This window comes from Snodgrassella sp., from assembly GCF_024103505.1.
Lineage (GTDB): Bacteria > Pseudomonadota > Gammaproteobacteria > Burkholderiales > Neisseriaceae > Snodgrassella > Snodgrassella communis.
Window position 1 is genome coordinate 97088 of sequence record NZ_JAGGIJ010000007.1, and the last position, 19565, is coordinate 116652.

At 41.1% G+C, this 19565-nt stretch carries 19 protein-coding genes; 8 read left to right on the forward strand and 11 right to left on the reverse strand.

Annotated features, from left to right (window positions below; translation table 11 throughout):
• Positions 1–67: 67 nt before the first annotated feature.
• From J6578_RS08310 to J6578_RS08355, 10 genes are all read right to left on the reverse strand, one after another.
• Positions 68–1450 (reverse strand): MFS transporter, encoded by a 1383-nt coding sequence (locus J6578_RS08310; RefSeq protein WP_287954351.1) that lies wholly within the window; start codon positions 1448–1450, stop codon positions 68–70.
• Positions 1451–1541: 91 nt separating this feature from the next.
• Positions 1542–2432 carry a heme o synthase gene (gene cyoE, locus J6578_RS08315; RefSeq protein WP_287954353.1) on the reverse strand — a complete coding sequence of 297 codons (891 nt, stop codon included), beginning with the start codon at positions 2430–2432 and terminating at the stop codon, positions 1542–1544.
• A gap of 9 nt (positions 2433–2441) precedes the next feature.
• Positions 2442–2774, reverse strand: coding sequence for a cytochrome o ubiquinol oxidase subunit IV (gene cyoD / locus J6578_RS08320; RefSeq protein ID WP_037405203.1), 333 nt, complete (start codon positions 2772–2774; stop codon positions 2442–2444).
• Positions 2771–3382, reverse strand: a complete 612-nt coding sequence (locus J6578_RS08325) for a cytochrome o ubiquinol oxidase subunit III (RefSeq protein ID WP_093091579.1) — start codon at positions 3380–3382, stop codon at positions 2771–2773. The genes cyoD and J6578_RS08325 overlap by 4 nt, the downstream gene beginning before the upstream one ends.
• Positions 3382–5367 carry a cytochrome o ubiquinol oxidase subunit I gene (gene cyoB, locus J6578_RS08330; RefSeq protein ID WP_287954355.1) on the reverse strand — a complete coding sequence of 662 codons (1986 nt, stop codon included), beginning with the start codon at positions 5365–5367 and terminating at the stop codon, positions 3382–3384. The genes J6578_RS08325 and cyoB overlap by 1 nt, the downstream gene beginning before the upstream one ends.
• A gap of 18 nt (positions 5368–5385) precedes the next feature.
• The gene (gene cyoA / locus J6578_RS08335) at positions 5386–6276 is read right to left on the reverse strand and encodes a ubiquinol oxidase subunit II (protein ID WP_093091583.1); all 891 of its coding nucleotides are present in this window, start codon (positions 6274–6276) and stop codon (positions 5386–5388) included.
• Between the two features lie 1042 nt (positions 6277–7318).
• On the reverse strand, positions 7319–8320 hold the full coding sequence (hemB, locus tag J6578_RS08340) for a porphobilinogen synthase (RefSeq protein ID WP_100150583.1): 1002 nt from the start codon (positions 8318–8320) through the stop codon (positions 7319–7321).
• A gap of 851 nt (positions 8321–9171) precedes the next feature.
• Positions 9172–9918 carry an endonuclease/exonuclease/phosphatase family protein gene (locus J6578_RS08345; protein WP_093091587.1) on the reverse strand — a complete coding sequence of 249 codons (747 nt, stop codon included), beginning with the start codon at positions 9916–9918 and terminating at the stop codon, positions 9172–9174.
• Positions 9919–9939: 21 nt separating this feature from the next.
• Positions 9940–10383, reverse strand: coding sequence for a dihydroneopterin triphosphate diphosphatase (gene nudB, locus J6578_RS08350; protein WP_176715052.1), 444 nt, complete (start codon positions 10381–10383; stop codon positions 9940–9942).
• Positions 10376–11791: a mechanosensitive ion channel family protein gene (locus J6578_RS08355; RefSeq protein ID WP_287954357.1), complete on the reverse strand. Its 1416-nt coding sequence runs from the start codon at positions 11789–11791 to the stop codon at positions 10376–10378. Before J6578_RS08355 ends, nudB begins: the two co-directional genes overlap by 8 nt.
• A gap of 354 nt (positions 11792–12145) precedes the next feature.
• Between J6578_RS08355 and rpsF the strand changes: the two genes are divergently transcribed.
• The 5 genes from rpsF (at position 12146) to mltB (ending at position 14746) form a co-directional block, all read left to right on the forward strand.
• On the forward strand, positions 12146–12526 hold the full coding sequence (gene rpsF / locus J6578_RS08360) for a 30S ribosomal protein S6 (RefSeq protein WP_037405210.1): 381 nt from the start codon (positions 12146–12148) through the stop codon (positions 12524–12526).
• 19 nt (positions 12527–12545) lie between these two features.
• The gene (gene priB / locus J6578_RS08365) at positions 12546–12842 is read left to right on the forward strand and encodes a primosomal replication protein N (protein WP_287954359.1); all 297 of its coding nucleotides are present in this window, start codon (positions 12546–12548) and stop codon (positions 12840–12842) included.
• Positions 12843–12847: 5 nt separating this feature from the next.
• Positions 12848–13078 carry a 30S ribosomal protein S18 gene (gene rpsR / locus J6578_RS08370; protein ID WP_025330416.1) on the forward strand — a complete coding sequence of 77 codons (231 nt, stop codon included), beginning with the start codon at positions 12848–12850 and terminating at the stop codon, positions 13076–13078.
• 15 nt (positions 13079–13093) lie between these two features.
• Positions 13094–13549, forward strand: a complete 456-nt coding sequence (gene rplI, locus J6578_RS08375) for a 50S ribosomal protein L9 (RefSeq protein WP_093091591.1) — start codon at positions 13094–13096, stop codon at positions 13547–13549.
• Between the two features lie 120 nt (positions 13550–13669).
• Entirely contained in the window at positions 13670–14746 is a 1077-nt protein-coding gene (gene mltB / locus J6578_RS08380; protein ID WP_287954360.1) for a lytic murein transglycosylase B, read from the forward strand.
• Positions 14747–14894: 148 nt separating this feature from the next.
• Here the strand turns inward: mltB and J6578_RS08385 are convergent, their stop codons facing one another.
• Entirely contained in the window at positions 14895–15596 is a 702-nt protein-coding gene (locus J6578_RS08385; RefSeq protein ID WP_287950685.1) for a B3/B4 domain-containing protein, read from the reverse strand.
• 466 nt (positions 15597–16062) lie between these two features.
• On the opposite strand from J6578_RS08385, the gene dnaX reads away from it, so the two are divergent.
• The 3 genes from dnaX (at position 16063) to recR (ending at position 19296) form a co-directional block, all read left to right on the forward strand.
• Complete coding sequence (gene dnaX / locus J6578_RS08390) at positions 16063–18042, forward strand: DNA polymerase III subunit gamma/tau (protein WP_287954362.1); 1980 nt, start codon at positions 16063–16065, stop codon at positions 18040–18042.
• 55 nt (positions 18043–18097) lie between these two features.
• On the forward strand, positions 18098–18439 hold the full coding sequence (locus tag J6578_RS08395; RefSeq protein WP_093091599.1) for a YbaB/EbfC family nucleoid-associated protein: 342 nt from the start codon (positions 18098–18100) through the stop codon (positions 18437–18439).
• A gap of 251 nt (positions 18440–18690) precedes the next feature.
• Positions 18691–19296 carry a recombination mediator RecR gene (gene recR, locus J6578_RS08400; RefSeq protein ID WP_239424129.1) on the forward strand — a complete coding sequence of 202 codons (606 nt, stop codon included), beginning with the start codon at positions 18691–18693 and terminating at the stop codon, positions 19294–19296.
• The last annotated feature ends 269 nt before the right edge of the window (positions 19297–19565 follow it).

A 19565-nucleotide genomic window follows, 5' to 3' on the forward strand; every position in this document is an offset into this window, starting at 1 on the left:
CTGGCGTATTTAATAGACAGGCATAAGCCAGCCATATTAATCATCACTGGCCTGTGCCTGTATTTATTTAATTGGTAATGGTATTGATAAATGCTTCCAGCTGTTTTCGGTTGGTGATTTTACTATCGATTTTGACATAGATACTGTGCTCTTGGGGCATAATCAAAACCTGATGTACGCCAGCCAATTGTATTAATTGCTGCTGGGTATTGTTGGGCAAAATCTGTTTATGATTCAGAGTTAAGCGCAGACTGGCTAAATAGGGTGGTTCCCGCATAGTAAAACTAAGCAGCAGCCACGCAAAAGTCAATCCACCTCCAAATAAGAATACCGTATGCGCACCAGTGTGTGCAGCCAGCCAGCCACCAATTGTGCCACCACAGGCCACGCCCAGAAATTGTCCTGTAGCATAGATACCCATTGCCGTGCCTTTATAACCGGCTGGTGCTTCCTTACTTACCCATGAGGGCAGGAGTGCTTCCATCAGATTAAAGGCAATAAAGAACAATAATACACCTGCAACCAATGGCCAGAAAGAAGTATCAGCCAGCCATAATATAGTTTCAGCAATTAGTATCACGGCAACACAGAAGATAAACACCCGCCGCATTTTTCGTTTGCTTTCAGCATAAATAATTGGTGGCAGAACAGTGATAAAAGCAATCAGCATCGTATACAGATAAATCTGCCAGTGTTTGACTGCCGGAAAACCTGCATGTTCAAGTTGCACCGGCAGGGCAACAAAAGTTGACATCAGCAAAAAATGCATACAAAAAATACCGATGTTCAGCTTAAACAGCGAATAATTACGCAACATCGTGCCAAAGCTGCCACGTGCCATACCTGAATCACGGTTAAGAATATGGACATTGCTGTCAGGAACAAAAAATAAAGTAAGCGCAATAGCGGCTAGTGCCAGTGCTGCAATTACCCAGAATAAACCATGTAAACCTAGAGCATGTGTGATTATTGGTCCACTTACCATGGCAATCGCAAAAGTGATGCCGAAGCTGATGCCAATAAAAGCCATCGCCTTCGTACGATTCTGTTCACGGGTCAGATCCGATAGCAAAGCCATTACTGCCGCTGCAATTGCGCCACTGCCCTGTAAAGCGCGTCCCAGAATAACTCCCCAAATGGAAGTAGTTACAGCTGCAATAATACTGCCCAGAGTAAAAATCAATAAACCGACAACAATTAAAGGCTTGCGACCAAAACGGTCAGACCACAAGCCAAATGGAATCTGTAAAACTGCCTGCATCAGACCATAAATTCCGATTGCCAATCCAATCAGGCTTTCACTGGCATCCTGTAATCTCATGCCATAGGTAGTCAGAACAGGCAGTACCATAAACATACCGAGCATGCGCAGTGAAAAAACAGCTCCTAGTCCCCAGGTTGCCCGTTTTTCAGCAACACTCATTTGTGTATCGTTATACTTGCCATTCATTTTGAATACAGCTTAAAAGAAAAACCTGCCTATTGTAAAAGAAACAAAGGCAGGTTGGTTTGCGTATTGTTATATATTTATGTTCACACTATCAGCCAGCTAGACTTATCACAGTTGATGAAGCCGGAGTCATAAAGTCTACCGACATCATTATACTTAAAGTAGTGATGGCAATAATCGAAAACACAAACAGTTTGCGTGCCCATATACGGTCATTATTCTGGGCTTTATAACCAGATAATGCCATGCACAGCCACCATACACTGACAGCCGCAGCTACCACCAGATATTTATATCCGGCATAGCCGCCGATAGACAGCATCAATGTCGCAAACATAAAGGCAATAATATAAAACGTGATATGGTGCTTTGCTACTGCAATGCCTTTAACTACTGGTAAAACTGGAATATTGGCAGCCTGATAATCCTTAAAGCGGTAAATTGCAATGGCATAGGAATGTGGCATCTGCCAGAGGCTGAAAATCGCCAGCAGAATAAGTGCACCCGCATCAAAATTATTGCTTACTGCACAATACCCAATAACGGGTGGTGCGGCACCGGATAAACTGCCAATTAATGTTCCGTAAACCGAGTGCCGTTTCATATAGAGACTGTAAACCCCTACATAAACCACAAAGCCCATAACCGATAACCACATGGCCAGTGGATTTGCGCCAAAGTAAAGCACAGCAAATCCAGTAATACCCAGTATCGTGGCCAGCACAAAGGTAACACGCGCAGAAGCCAGACCGCGCACCAGTACACGGTTTTTGGTACGTTCCATTTTCGGATCAATATCGCGATCGATCAGATTATTGAACGCACAACCAGAGGCTACAACCAAAGACACGCCCAGCAGAGTAAGGATAAGCAGGGAATCATTTATGCTGCCTTTGGCTGCCAGTAAAAACCCGCCGACAACCGAAATAAGATTGCCGACGATAATACCTGGTTTTGTTACCTGCAGGTATGGTTTAATCATGAACTGCCTTTAGCCTAACACCATGTTTGCATTGAGGCTCCACATAATCCAGATGGAAAGACCTACCAGCAATACAATCACAATTGCGGTGAAAATAAAAGAAATCAGATTCCAGCGTTCCTCAGGATTACTGCCAAGATGGAGAAAACATACCAACTGAACAATAAGCTGTAAAACAGCAGTAACCACAATCACAGCAAACAAAGTTGTTTTATCTGCTGAGTGGTTCATGACCATTAGAAACGGAATCAGAGTTAAAACCACCGACAAAATAAAACCAATAATATAGTTTTTAGCATTGCCATGTTGTGGGATATGATCTTGATGGTTTAACTGGCTCATAACGCAACTCCCAACAGATATACAATAGAGAACACGCAAATCCACACAATATCCAGAAAGTGCCAGAACAGGCTCAGACAATTGATACGCATGCGGTTAACACTGGTGAGACCTCGTGAAGCTACCTGAATCAACATCACAGCCATCCAAATCAAACCGGCAGCAACATGCAGACCATGAGTACCCACAAGTGCAAAGAAGCCAGAAAGATAGCCACTCCGATCAGGACCCATACCATGAGTAATCAGATGATGGAATTCATATAACTCCATTCCAATGAAGCAGGCGCCGAATACAAAGGTAATAACCAGCCATAATAAAACCTGAGTCTGATTATTACGATTCATTGCCAGTACGGCAAAACCGTAAGTAATGGAACTCAACAAAAGAGCAAAAGTTTCCACCAGCACAAAAGGCAGCTCGAAAATGTCCTTACCACTCGGACCACCAGCCGTGCCCGGCAGGAGTACGATATAAGTGGCAAACAGACAGGAAAACAGAATCAAGTCACTCATCAGGTAAATCCAGAATCCGAATACCTTCAGTGAACCGTTATCGTGGTGAGCGTGTTCAAGTGCCTTACCGTGAATCAAGGTTTCAGTTGACATTATTTCAGTCCTGCTTTAGTTAATTCATCAAAACGTTTGCTTTCAATAGCTTCAATCTCAGCAACCGGCACATAATAATCCACATCCGTGTCGAAACTCTTGGCAATGAAGCTAATAATCATACCAGCGAAGCCAACGATAGCCATCCACCAGATATGCCAGATCATGGCAAAACCGAAAATCAGCGAGAACACCCCGATAACCAAACCGGCAGCAGTGTTTTTCGGCATATGAATTTCTTCATATTTAGCTGGTTTTTTATAAGCAATACCTTTTTCTTTTTCGTCCCAGAATGCATCACGGCTTTCAACCTGTGGTTGTGTGGCGAAGTTGTAGAAAGGTACTGGAGAAGAAGTAGACCATTCCAGTGTACGACCATCCCATGGGTCACCAGTAACATCAAGGTTTTCCTTGCGATGCAGACAGGAAACAATAACTTGAATCACCATGCACACTACACCCAGAGCAATAATGGCAGCACCGGCAGCGGCTACACACAGTAAAGTATGGAAAGCCGGATCAATATGTTGGCTCAGACGACGGGTCATACCCATAAAGCCAAGTGCATATAATGGCATAAATGCTACAAAGAAGCCGATAAACCAGCACCAGAAAGCACGTTTGCCCCATTTTTCATCCAGTTTGAAGCCAAATGCTTTCGGGAACCAGTAATTAAGCGCAGCAAACAGACCAAATACCACACCACCAATAATGGTGTTATGGAAGTGGGCAACCAGGAATAAACTGCCATGCAGTACGAAGTCAGCACCCGGTACGGCCAGCAGCACGCCTGTCATACCACCAACGGAGAAAGTAATAATAAAGCCTACAGTCCACAGCATTGGTACATGGAAAGAAATGCGGCCTTCATACATGGTAAACAGCCAGTTGAAGATTTTCACCCCAGTAGGGATGGAAATAATCATGGTGGCGATACCGAAGAACGCGTTGACATTGGCTCCTGAACCCATGGTAAAGAAGTGGTGCAGCCATACGATGAATGACAAAATGGTAATACACACGGTTGCCCATACCATAGAGGTATAACCAAACATGGTTTTACGAGAGAAAGTAGCAGTAACTTCTGAATACACACCAAATATCGGCAATATCAGAATATACACTTCTGGGTGACCCCATGCCCAGATAAGATTAATGTACATCATCATGTTACCGCCCAGTTCATTGGTAAAGAAATGGGTACCGAGGTAACGGTCTAATGTCAGCATGGCTACAGATGCAGTCAGAATCGGGAAAGAAGTCAGAATCAGAATATTGCTGCAGAAAGATGCCCAGCAGAAAATAGGCATTTTCATCATAGTCATGCCCGGAGCGCGCATTTTCAGAATGGTAGCAATAAAATTAATCGCACTCAGTGTTGTGCCGATTCCCGATATTTGCAAGCTCCATATCCAGTAATCCACGCCTACACCCGGGCTGAATTCCAGACCAGATAAAGGCGGATAGGCCAGCCAGCCAGTTTGAGCAAACTCACCCAGACCCAGAGAAAGATTAACCAGTACCACACTGACAGCAGTGAACCAGAACCCCAGATTATTTAAGAACGGGTAAGCCACATCACGCGCTCCTAATTGCAGCGGAATGACAAAATTCATCAAACCGATTACAAAAGGCATCGCTACAAAGAAAATCATGATTACACCGTGGGCGGTGAAAATCTGATCATAGTGATGAGGTGGCAAAAAGCCGTCGCTGGTACCAGAAGAGGCTAGTACCTGCTGACCACGCATCATAACTGCATCGGCAAAACCACGTACCAGCATCACTACAGCGACAATGATGTACATAATACCAATACGTTTGTGATCAACGGAGGTAAACCATTCTTTCCAGAGGTAGCTCCATTTATGAAAATACGTAATTGCACCTACCAATGCCAAACCAATGACAATGATAGCTGTAATCGTCACCATGACAATAGGTTCATGGAACGGTATCGCATCTAAAGATAATTTTCCGAACATTATTATTTCCTCGCAAGCTTACTCAGCACTGCTAGCAGTGCTGGCCTGTAGCGCAGCAGGCATATTGTGATTGGCAAATTTAGCAATCACATTGCCATACAAACTTGGATTGGCGCTGGAGAAATATTCCACTTTGTGGAATTGACTTGGTGCCGCAAGTTTGTTGAATGCAGCCATATCATTAAGTGTATTGGGTGATTGTTTCACCTTATCCACCCACTGATTGAAGCTGGCTTCATCCGGTGTAGCAATTGCAGTAAATTTCATACCAGAAAAACCGGCACCGCTGTAGCTAGATGAAATACCTTTGTATTCACCGGCTGTATCAGCAATCAAGTGGAGCTTGGTTTGCATACCTGCCATAGCGTAAATCTGGCTGCCCAGCTGGGGAATGAAGAATGAGTTCATCACTGTATTGGAAGTGATTTTGAATTCCACCGGAGTATCTTTCGGGAAAGCAATTTCATTAACAGTGGCAATGCCATATTCCGGGTAGATAAACAGCCATTTCCAGTCTAATGAAATTACTTCGATTACCACAGGCTTCTTATCACTTTCCAGCGGACGATAAGGATCCAGAGAATGAGTGGTTTTCCAAGTGATTGTTCCCAGAATGAGAATAATCAGGATAGGAACGCCCCAAACTACGGCCTCAAGTTTATTGGAATGCGCCCATTTCGGAGAATATTTAGCATTACTACCCTCTTTATATTTCAAAGAGAACAGAACTGCCATAATAATTACCGGAATAACCACTATCAACATCAAGCCTATGGCTGTCAGTATCAGCGAGCGTTCTTCCTGACCAATATGGCCTTTAGGATTTAGCAGAGCAGCATCACAGCCACTTAAAAGAAGCGTGCCGATCAGCGTCGTCAATACTATCCCTGAGAGCTTACTTAATTTCATGTAACGACCTCAACATTACGGGAAACACGATTAACGTTTGTAAAAAACGGGAATTACTATTTTAAGACAATGTTGAGAAACTGTATATTAGTCAGAACCAGCATAATATCGGCATCATAACCAGAAAAAAAGATTAATGATTATCGGGGAGGATATATTATCCATAATAAACATGTGGTTGTTTAAATTTAATAGAGTAATATTAGATGTATTAACGTTAAAGTTAACAATTATTTTAAGATATCAATACAATCATTAACATATAATTATTAAAAAGAGATTACATTTTTGTTGTAATAAAGTCAGTTTAATTGTAAATGTTAAATATATGATATATATATCAAAAATAATTTCTTTGTTTTCTGATATAACAAAATAGCCATTGCTATATTTACATCTTCTGTTGCCTTGATGATAATTAAAAAGTTTAATCTAAGTCAAGTTTATTCATTATTGAAAATAAACTGCTACTTTATGAAATATTTTTAAAATGCCTGAAAACTAAATCTGCTGATTTTGTATTTTAGTTATTTGTTTTCAATATCGAATCTATAAGAAGAATTAGCCTTGAATGAGCAGCAATGTGTTGTAAATATGTATACACAAGTCAGACAGCATCACTTTCATTGATAAAACAAAACAAACAGAGCATCTATTAATTTAGATAAGAGAATTAATAATCTTATATTTTATAAGCATAAAATTTGCATACAATAGCAACTTTACCAATGGACGGCATGTATAAGCAATTATCATACCGATTCAACTGAAAATGGTGGAAAAAGCAGTTTTATTGTTATATGGCAAAGTAAAGTGCAGGATAATTAAAGCACTCTGTAAGATTTAATGTAAATGACAAATGAATTAAAAACTTTTCTGTTAATTGTATTTACATATAAATATTTAAATGAAAGATCTATGCGAGCTGTTTCAACCTATGATTGCATTCCGTCTCAAGCTGGTTAATATAAAACAAAGCATTTACTGGCACGGCGGAATACAACCATAGCGTTACAATATATTTATGGATCGAATTAGCACATTATTGGCGCAGCTGTTGTGCAGCATCCAGTGCAAAATAAGTGAGAATGCCATCTGCACCAGCACGTTTAAATGCGAGCAGACTTTCCAGAATTACCTTATCTGCATCAAGCCAGCCATTCTGAATCGCTGCCTGCAACATTGCATATTCACCGGATACCTGATAAGCATAAGTAGGAACTGCAAATTCATCTTTAACTCGTCTGATTATATCCAGATAGGGCAGGCCAGGTTTAATCATTACCATATCCGCACCTTCAGCAATATCCAGTGCTACCTCATGCAGTGCCTCATTACTGTTTGCTGGATCCATCTGGTAAGTATATTTATTGCCTTTACCCAAATTACCTGCACTGCCTACTGCGCTGCGAAATGGCCCGTAGAAAGCAGAGGCATATTTGGCTGAGTAAGACATGATCCGTGTATGAATAAAACCATTTTCTTCTAGAGCAGCGCGAATAGCCCCAATACGGCCATCCATCATATCGCTTGGAGAAAGAATGTCGGCACCGGCATCAGCATGTGACAATGACTGCTTAATAATAGCTTCAATAGTTTCATCATTCTGAATATAACCATTTTCGTCTGGGATACCATCCTGTCCATGTGTAGTATAAGGATCAAGAGCCTGATCTGCCATCACGCCCAGTTCAGGAAAGCGTGACTTTAAAGCGCGGATAGCCCTCTGAATCACTCCATTGTCATCCCATGCAGCGCGTCCGTCTGCGGTTTTGCTGTCTGAATTGGGTACGCCAAACAAATCCAGAACCGGTACACCTAGTTCCAGTGCCCGTTCACCTACCTTTAATAATTCATCAATTGATAGACGTTCGACTCCGGGCATACATGCAACAGGAGTACGGCCGAGTTCCTCATGCACAAATACAGGCAAGATAAAATCATTGGCGGTTAATATAGTTTCACGCATCATGCGACGTGAAAAATCATCATGCCGCATACGACGCAGACGGGTATTAGGCATGATTCGAGGAGGGAAATTCATAATAGTAATCCTGATATTTTATGGAGTAGAAATACTGCCAACTGAATAAATTAGCTCGGAATCCTCACCAATTAGGTATTGTGAGATTTGATTTATCATTCTAAACCTTTTTAAGTAGTAGTACTAACTACCTGCCTACACGCGGGCGTTTGCTGACTACAGGGTGTTAATAGCAGAATCTACTGAACTTCATAGTAACCCTAAGCAATAAATTTATTGATACAAATAATTTTTAATATTATCAAGACAGAAAACAAATAAAGTCAGAAAACTGGCTATCAAATTAAATTATAGAACTACAAACCATAGCCTGTACTTCATATGACAACTTTTATAAAAGAACCTAATTTCTTCCAGAAAATATTTTATTACACAACAGAGATAAATATATGGCGCCCTTAGCTTAATCGAAAAATAGCCAATTAATAAACTTCTTTCAATTTTGCTTAGTTTCAGTGTTGATGTTTAAGCTAATGCAGCATAAAAGTCTTGTACGCCATAAATAAACAGAAATGCTGAACCAGAATATCTCGAATAGACAATTTACTGAATATTTTTAAAAATCCTGTTATTCCTAAATAAATTATAATGATATCTAATAAGAGCAAATCAATCATACCCAGAAAACATATTGTCGTTTTAATTCTTGCTTTGAAATAAAAGCATTCTGGTGTCAATAGCAGTTAAGAAAAGAGCAAATCCGCTAAAAAGCAGAAATATGCCTTTTATCTGATTAAACTTTAGAAAAAAAAACAGCGTGATGGTAGGGAGAAATTACTTCTCCTGTTCCAGCCTTTAGTTATCTCATAGCCAAGACAACCTCTAATCTATTGTCTGAATTAAATGCCGGTCTATTCGGGCGCAATGATAGCGTATAAAGGCAAGTGGTCAGAAAGTTTTTGCCACGGGAGGCCACTTAAAGGTTTAGCCTCAAGTACACTTAAATGACGGGTAAAGATTCTGTCCAGACTCAAAATAGGCAAACGCGCCGGAAAAGTTTTTGGTGCATTAGGGTAGGTACAGAATGCGTCATACATATTTAACTTCAAGCCCAGACTGTCATATGATCGCTGGCGCCAGTCATTGAAGTCGCCAGCCAGAATTAATGGATTGGCTGGATCAATTTCACTTTCAATGTAGTCGGAAATGGTTTGGTACTGTTTAATGCGATCCGGTTCACGCAGATTAAGATGAGCGCACAGACACACCAAAGATCGTGACCATTGAGGTAGTTGGATTTCACAGTGCAAAAGACCACGCTGTTCCAGATTATTGACACTGATATCCAGATTATGACAAGTAATAATAGGATGGCGGCTTAATATAGCATTGCCATGATCACGATATTTATAGCGAGCAGTACGGCCATAACTAACGTGATAGTCCAGCCGTTCGCTGAGAATCTGGTAATGTGGCTGCTGGGGAAAGTCTGGAATGTTTTCTGCCCGCTTACTATTGAGCCCTTGTACTTCCTGTAAAAATAGAATATCTGGAGCAAGCTGCTGTAAAGCAGAGGCCATCTGAGAAAGCTGTACTTTCTGATTGAGTGCGGACATACCTTTATGAATATTATAGGTAGCAATAGTATAGGTGTTCATAAAAGTGACCGGTGAATCAAATTACCAGAGTTGTGGTAATTGCCATAGTGCAGCACGGTTAGAAGGAGAAAATACCTGCTCAATTGCTTGTTCAAGAGAACACCACATATAACGTAAATGCTCCCTTGGTGCCAGATGAACAGGGGTATCTGCGGCAATACATAAAGAAAAAACATGTTCGGTATTATGAGTAACACCAGGAGCATAGCGATGGCGCCAGTGCGGGTAAATTTCAAATACACTTGACTGATGCCAGTTATGAATCGTATCACTGTGAATGCCAGTTTCTTCAGCCAATTCTCTTAGCGCAGTCTGTTCTATAGTCTCACCCAGCTCCTGACTGCCTGTGACAGATTGCCAGTAGCCGGGTTTATCTGCGCGCTCCAGTAATAATATCTGCCGGAGGTTATTGTAAACAATAACCAGTACAGATATTGGCTGTTTATATTGTTTAATGTTAATCATGACTCGTTTGCTGGCTGGAATGGTAGGAAGACGAAATATTTAATGCAGTAGGTAGTGGTTCTGGATAGGCAGATTGCATCGTTGCATGATTTGCCGGTCTGGGTGTTGTATGACAGGCAATCGGATCTTCTGCATCATTCAAAATGCGTATTTCCTGCTGTGGGAAAGAAAACTTAATGCCCACTTCTTTAAAACGAGTCCAGATTTCCAGTAAAATCGCCGAATTAATACTCATAAAGCCGTTTTCCGGATCATGAATCCAGTAATTTACATACAGGTTAATTCCGGAATCAGCAAAACCAGTAACAAAGCTGTTAGGTTTAGGATCATCACATACCCGTGCCTGTTTGGCGGCAGCTTCTTTCAATATTTCCAGTGCCAGAGGTAGATCGGTATTATAGGCGACTTGTAAAGTCAGATTGGTAGACATGATTTTACTGGAGTAAGAATCATTGATAACAGTATTGGAAACGAAAGTATCGTTTGGAATCAGCGCTTCAGAACCATCGCTACTGCGTAATACCACAAAGCGTGCAGTTATCTTAGTGACATAGCCAGTGAAATTGTTAATATTCAAGCGGTCTCCCGGACGCACAGAATGGTCTGCCAGAATAATGAAGCCAGATACGTAATTACTGGCGATTTTCTGTAAGCCTAACCCGAGGCCAACGCCTAGCGCGCCACCAAATACCGAAAGAATAGTCAGATTGATACCTACCATCGGTAGAGCAATCAGTACCGCAATGATTACCAGCAGAGTTTTAACGATTTTAACCAGTACATAACGCAGATTGATATCCAGCTTATCTGCTTTCAGAATACGTTGTTCTGTTATGCGCGACAGCCACATAGCAATAATGATAGCAATCCCAACAATAATGCTGCCTGTAATAACAGTATAAAGGCTCAGACTGGTTGAGCCCACAGGTAGAGCCAGTGATTTCAGCAGATGAATAATAAAAGTATCCAGACTGGTGAGCCATAGCAGAAAGCATACCCATAAAAAAGTCGACAGTGAACGCTCATAGCGCTCATTAAAGCGGTTATTGGGAATAGCGTTATGCAATACAGCCATAATGAGGCGAATCATCAGTAACCAGCGCGCGGTAAAGGCCGTGAGTTGTAACCATAATACTGATTCACCAGTAGTAGTACGCCATATCACCATAGCAATGACCGTACTGATAAACAATATTACCGGCCATAAAAGGCGCGAAAATAAATGAAGCAGCATCGGAAATTTAACGTATCGCTGCTGAGTGTGTCTGGATATAACTGATAAAATTTTCAGGCTAAACCAGTAAGTGCCAATCATAATCATGATTGCACAGGCTACTTCTAGCCAACCGGAAGTGGTTTTTAAGCTATGGACTATCAGTCGTGCCAGAAATTCTTTGCGAGCAAACATAGAGTCGAAATAGTTAATCATAGTGAGGCAAAGAAAAGAGGTTGGTAAGTAGTATTAATGTTAGGCGTTTTCGAGTAGCTCTGTAAACTGTTGTTATTAAATTTAGTAGTGATATATGAAATAGTTCTAACTGGATATGAAAAGCTACAATATTGGTAAATGGCGAATCTGTGCTTAATAGCCCATATAAAGTTATTCATCAAAACATAAGTTTGAACTGATTTTATAGAATAAGACTGATACCATTGGTTTTTAATTGATTCTAGATGCAAAGATGCTTATAATAGCAGGTTTTCCAACCTTGCCCTTTGCACTTCGCATGGTAAAGGGATTGATTAGCCACAAGGAGTACACATGCGTCATTATGAAATCGTGTTCATTGTCCATCCGGATCAAAGCGAACAGGTCGGTGCCATGGTTGAACGTTACAAAACCATGATTACCGAAGCCAACGGTAAAATTCACCGTCTGGAAGACTGGGGGCGCCGTCAGCTGGCTTACCCAATCAACAAAATTCACAAAGCACACTATGTGTTAATGAATGTTGAAACCACACCTGAAGTGATTGACGAAATTGAAACTGCGTTCCGCTTTAATGATGCAGTATTGCGTCATCTGACTGTGAAAATGGACGCAGCAGTAACTGAAGCTTCTCCGATGATGAAAGAAGAGAAGTCCAAGAATCTGTTAGCGGGTAACAGCACTGAAGCAGCTTCAGAACAAGCTGAAGCCTGATTAATTTATTGAGGCTGGTTTGCTGAATCAATTATGCCTGTGTGCACAGATTAAAAGTCTGGACAATTTACGCTATACCCCCGCCGGTTTGCCGGTGCTGACCATGTGGCTTACACATGAATCATGGCAGACGGAACTGCAACAGCAGTATCTGACGAAAGTAGAAATTCAGGCGAAAGTACTGGGTGATTTAGCTAAAAACTGGCCGTATCAGCTGGGAACTATGGTGGAAATCAGTGGCTTTCTCAGCCAGAAAGGTATTTACCACTCCCGCCCAGTACTGCATATCCAACAAATTCGTGAATATAAAGGTTAAACGACATGGCTCGTCAATCATTCAAACGTAGAAAATTTTGCCGCTTTACAGCGGAAGGCATTAAACAGGTTGACTACAAAGCAGTTGATTTGTTAAAGGATTTTATTACCGAAAATGGTAAAATCATTCCGGCGCGCATTACTGGAACCAAAGCACATTATCAGCGTCAGCTGTCTACTGCGGTAAAACGTGCCCGTTTTCTGGCTTTACTGCCTTACACCGATCAACATAAATAATAAGGAAGATTTATTATGCAGATTATTTTGTTAGAAAAAGTCGGTGGCCTAGGTAATCTGGGTGATCTGGTTAATGTGAAAAATGGCTATGCGCGTAATTTCTTGATTCCTCAAGGTAAGGCGCAGCGCGCCAATGCTGCCAATCTGGCCGCATTTGAAGAAAAACGTGCTGAATATGAAGCACATCAGGCAGCTGTGCTGGCTGATGCTGAAGCACGCAAACTGAAGTTGGATGGTCAGAATATCAGCGTTGCCCAAAAGGCTGGTGTGGATGGTCGTTTATTTGGTTCTGTAACCACCCACGATATTGCAGAAGCAATTAAAGCTGCGATTGGCGTGGAAGTGGTAAAAGCCAATGTACGTTTGCCTAATGGCCCGCTGAAAGCCATTGGCGAATATGAGATTGAAGTAGCTTTGCACAGCGATGCCGTTGCTGCTATTACAGTAACTATCGTTGCTGCTGCTGAATAAGTATAACTGACCACACATCAGGATAATGTAAGCTGTCTGGATTGCTCCAGACAGCTTTTTTGTTATTAATGGTAAAAATAGTATAAAATGTGCATTTAGCATATGCTAGGAACCATAATAATGAAATTAGTTCGGATTATATGTACTGCTTTATTGCTGGCTTCCTGTCAAAGCACACAGCCTGTAAATGAAAACACCGTTCTGCCAGTTGCCACAGCAAATATACCGTCGCCTGTGGATGAAAAAGTATTTGCTTTAACTGATAGTGGAATAGATTTACTAAGCCGTAGTGATGTTAATCGTTTTATCGATAATGAGGTCAAGCATGAGCATTACAGCAGGGTAGAGTTGGAAAATTTCTTTCGGCAAGTGCGCTACCGGCCAAGTATTATCCGAGGAATGGATAGGCCGGGGACTTCATTACCGTGGTATACATTTGTACAGAACAATGCCAATAATATTCGCATTAGTAGCGGGAATATTTTTTGGCAGAATAATGCTGAAGTTATTCAGGCTGTATCTAAACACTATGGTGTGGCTCCACAACTGCTGGTAGCCATAGTGGGTATTGAAACTAACTATGGTGCCACAATGGGTACATACCGGATAGCAGATGCATTGACTACATTGGGCTATCACTACCCGCGTCGGGCAGAATATTTCCAACGTGAATTAGCAGAATTCTTGCAACTAGTCTATGAAGAAAAACAGGATCCGTTTAATTTCAAAGGTAGCTATGCCGGAGCAATGGGTATGCCGCAGTTTATGCCATCCAGTTTTCGTCAGTATGCTGTAGACTGGGATGGTGATGGCCATCGGGATATATGGCGCAACACAGGAGATGCACTAGCATCAGTAGCAAACTACATGAAACAGCATGGCTGGCAGTCTGATGCGCCGATTGCTGTACCAGTAGCGATGCAGATAACGCCACAGTTACAGCAAATTATTGATGAACCCACTGCCCTGAAGTATACCGCTGGCCAGCTACGCCAGCTAGGAGTGATTATTCCGGCACAGATTGGTAATCAGGAAAAAGGTATTTTATATCGTTTAGAAAAATCTTCCGGTAAATATGATTACTGGTTTGGACTGAATAATTTCTATACTATCTGGCAATACAATCACAGCCGGCATTATGTGGCAGCAGTTCGCCAGATTGCCAATGGCCTAAGTTATAGTAGTACCAAATTGTAGAATTGGCATTAGCTTAAAGTAAACAGCCATTTATAATAAATATGGCTGTTTTTATATACCGTATACAGATTAAGCATACAAATATTGTATTTAACTATTCAGCGATAAAATAAAAGATTAAATAGAATAAAAATTCTATATCATAAATTTAAGATAATTCACATGAATCTTGTTTTTGATTAACAACGTTAGAAGTGGTTTTAATATCTAGAAAATCAGCCAAACGTTTTTGTAAAAGATTAATAGTAGCTAGAAAATCCGCATGACGTAGAGGGTCATTATTTTCAATTAAAAATGCTACATTTTGAGTAGTAGCTGTTAATCCCGTTGTAGTACTATCACGCCAATTTAAGCATCTGGTCAGGACAGAATCATCATCGTGATAAATAATTTCTCCCACCAAAGTTTTTTCAGCTTCACTTTCTCCGATTGCCCAGAAATCCTCACTCTGTTTGGCTACCAAGAGAGTAAGATTGCCATGTACCTTGTCTAAATCAAATCCGCCGATAGGGAAAGCCATTTCTAACGAAACAGAATTATAAACATCCACTAAGCCATTTATTGGTTTAACTGCTTTGCCTTGTTTAGCCCTTTTCAATAAATTCTCTACTGCACAATGTGCCCCTTTCTTGGTTTTAAATTTTTGAAAAGTATCGCGCCATGATTTAATAACCGGGTTGGCACTGATCGGATCTTCAATTACCCATTTAAGAGCTTGCTGATTAGCTTTGGTTAATAGATCTACGGGAACCTTATCTATAGACTCATGACGATATCCATATACAAGGCCGATTTCAAGTTCAGGGAGAAGTTGCCAAACATCCGGATTTACAGAAAATATTTTAGACATTTTTTCCTCGCAGAAATTTAAATAAAAAGAATTATGAACACCTAACCAGACTTAAAAGAGCCGATGATTATTTTTTGTGGCGACAATTAAACTCTTCAGATACATCCTATAGTAAACAAATGAATAATAAAATAAAATTTTAGAAAAAAATAAACGAAATCAAATTTATTTGAACCTTTATTGACTGATAAATTAATTTAAAAATAAGCTCCATTAGTTCTATTCGAACTAACTTTCAAATACAATCTGATAAAAATTAAAAATCTTTTCCAAGTTGTTATGCTTCACCTGCAAGGTTATATTAACCAATCTGCTTGAAAAACAGAAAACTATTTTATTTGCTGTTATCGACCATACCTTGCACCGTTTAGATCATTTTTTGTTTACAATATAGAGTTTTCGAATTTGCTTTAACCGGCTTTCGAGTTATCAATTTAGTTTATTGCGTAAGCAGTAGCGGATAGTTATGACTTATCAAGTATTGGCTCGTAAATGGCGGCCAAAAAAGTTTGCTGATTTAGTGGGACAGGAGCATGTGGTCAAGGCATTGATAAATGCACTTGATAAAGGACGTTTACATCACGCTTATATGCTCACAGGAACGCGTGGGGTAGGTAAAACCACCATTGCCCGTATACTGGCTAAAAGCCTGAACTGTTTGCATACGGAGCACGGAGAGCCATGCAACCAGTGTGATTCCTGCCGTCAGATTGATGCCGGTCGCTTTGTAGATGTGCTGGAAATTGATGCTGCTTCCAATACCGGCATTGATAATATCCGTGAAGTACTGGAAAACGCACAGTATGCGCCCACAATGGGGCGCCACAAAGTCTATATTATAGACGAAGTGCATATGCTGTCTAAAAGTGCTTTTAATGCCATGCTTAAAACACTGGAAGAACCTCCTGAACATGTCAAATTTATTCTGGCTACTACAGATCCGCAAAAAGTGCCGATTACGGTTTTAAGCCGGTGTCTCCAGTTTGTACTGCGTAATCTGAATAGTACTCAGGTACATGACCATCTGGTCTATGTATTGCAACAAGAGCAGATTACTTATGAAGATACAGCATTGCTGCTGTTAGGTCGCGCTGCTGCTGGTTCCATGCGCGATGCACTCAGCCTGCTTGATCAGGCGATTGCTATTGGTTCAGGTATGGTGACTGAATCTGATGTACGCAATATGATTGGGGCAGTAGATAAAAGCTATCTGTATGCATTACTGGATGCTCTAGCTGCACGTGATGGACAGGCCTTATTGGCTAAAGCTGAAGAAATGGCCAGTTGCGCAGTGGGCTTTGACAGTGCACTAACTGAACTGGCGTTATTATTACAACGATTGACAATATTGCAATCTGTGCCAACAGCAATTAGTACCGATGAACCCGAATATGCAGCCTTAACCCGTCTTGCCAGCCTGTTTTCCGGTGAACAGATTCAGTTGTATTATCAGTGCGCCTTACGGGGCAAAGCTGATTTACCTCTGGCACCAGATGAAAAGGCCGGCTTTGTCATGACATTGTTGCGGATGCTGGCCTTTGCACCGTTGGCAGCAATGAATACACAGCGTGTGCATGGACAGATTGACGGAACACAATTGCAAAATGCGCCGGCGATAAATAATCAGCTAGCAGCGACACCTCCTGTTATCAAGCAAACTGAACCAGCTTCGGTTTCAGTATCACAGCCTGCGGTATTACCTCAGACAGATGCGGTACCAGCACAGGTAGAATTGAAAACAGTTAGTGAACCAATACCGGCTATAGCGGTAAGTAGCACTCCAGAAAATGTATCGCCATCACTCATGCATTCTCCTCAGTCTGCCGTTACTGATGATGAACCGCCACCGCCATGGGTAAATAGTGCGGAAGATGTGCTTTATACATCTGATAGCAGTTTTGTTGCACCAGAACCGGTGGATACAGAAGAAACAGGTAAGCAGGAAGAAACATCAGTCAAACAGGGCAATGAAGATCCAGTTACCTTGATACCAGCTCAAACTGATGCAAAAGAAACAACTTTAGTAAAAGATAATTTTCCACCGTTAACGGCGGAGAATTGGCCGGAGATTTTAACCTTGCTGGCGCATCGGTTGGGGGCTGTACAATTATTTAGCCAGCACACAGCAATTGCTGCTTATGATGAGAATAGTGGTGATTTAACTATTGCACTGGCAGAGCAGGGTGAACCAACAGCCAATCGCGAGCTACTGACCCGACTGGCTGGAACTTTGTCTGAAGTTTATGCACGACAGATTCAGCTGCATACCTGTAGCTGGCAGGAACAGAGCACACTGGAGACACCGCAAATGCGCCAGCAGCGTTTGCATGCTGAAGAACAGCAACAGGCACAATCTATACTAGAGGCGCAGCCTGTAGTGCAAATGCTGATGGAAACATTTAATGCAAGCTGGGTGTCAGAAAGCTTGCGTCTGGAAAAAAAATAATTGCAAAAATTTATTTAATTTTTTCCCTTTAATTTTGAAATATAAGGAAATTATCATGTTTGGAAAAGCAGGTTTAAGTGGTTTGATGAAGCAGGCGCAGCAAATGCAGGAACGCATGAAAAAGGCGCAGGCGGAATTGGCTAATGTAGAGGTTGATGGTGAATCTGGTGCTGGTATGGTTAAAGTGACCATGAACTGTCACTACGGTGTAAAGCGCATCCATATTGATGACAGTCTGTTAGCTGATGCTGCTGATGACAAAGAGATGCTGGAAGATTTGATTGCTGCTGCTGTGAATGATGCCGTGCGTAAAGCTGAAGCAACTTCATCCGAGCGGATGGGGCAATTTACTCAGGGAATGAACCTACCGGCGGGTATGGGTGATTTTTTTAAATAATTCACTAAAATGGGAGAATAATCTTTGTAAGATTATTCTCCATACAAAGCGAAATAATTTCACCATAGTGAATTTTTTGCGAAAATGGCAGTAGGCTGATTTAAAGTTAACTATAAAGAATAAACTTCTTTTGATAAATATATCTGGAATTTTGATTGCATTAATCAAGTAAAATTGTATACTGTTAATGATGCTTGTTGCGGATTTACTGCTAAATTGAATCAGTAACCGATTTATTGATGAGTAATAGAATGAGCACTAAATCTACCGATGCATTAAGCCGTTTAACAAACGCATTAAAGATTCTGCCTAACGTTGGTCCTAAAACAGCGCAGCGCATGGCCTATGAATTGTTACAGCATAAACGTGCCGGTGCAGAAGAACTGGTAGCTGCTATACAGGCAGCCTTAATGCTGGTGCATCATTGTCGTTTGTGCAATACTTTTTGTGAAGGTGAATTGTGTGAAATCTGTGCTGACGAGCAGCGCGATCCTAAGCGATTGATGATTGTACATATGCCGGTAGATGTGGCTAGTATGGAAGCTGCCAATTGTCATGATGGTTTGTATTTTGTGTTGATGGGGCAGGTTAGTCCGGCGCAGGGAGCTGATTTACAAGCGATTGCTTTAGATAAATTGATTACCCGACTACAGGAGTATGAAGTAGATGAGATCATTATTGCTACCAGTTTCACCGCAGAAGGCAATGCAACAGCTTATGTTCTGTCTCAGTTACTAGCAGATTTTCCAGCCAAAATCACTCGACTGGCACACGGTATGCCTCTAGGTAGTGAGCTGGAATATGTAGATGCCGGTACTTTAGCGCAGGCTGTATATGAACGGCGCAATATCAAATGAATTTCAGCAATTTAATATTTCATCTATATTGATTGCTATTAGTAAAAATCAACCAAGCTCTGAACGAGGATTCAACTACATTCTGTTTGGATGGTTTACCAAATTCCGTTAAACATGCATATAAGTTTTGTAATTACCCAAACAAGCTGGCTAATTTTATATTCGGATCGTGTAATAAATCGGGGTATTTACACATCTACCTGCTCAACCATAAAATACGAACCTATAGCCTGACCTGCAATCTGATATCGCAATACCTGCATTGCGAT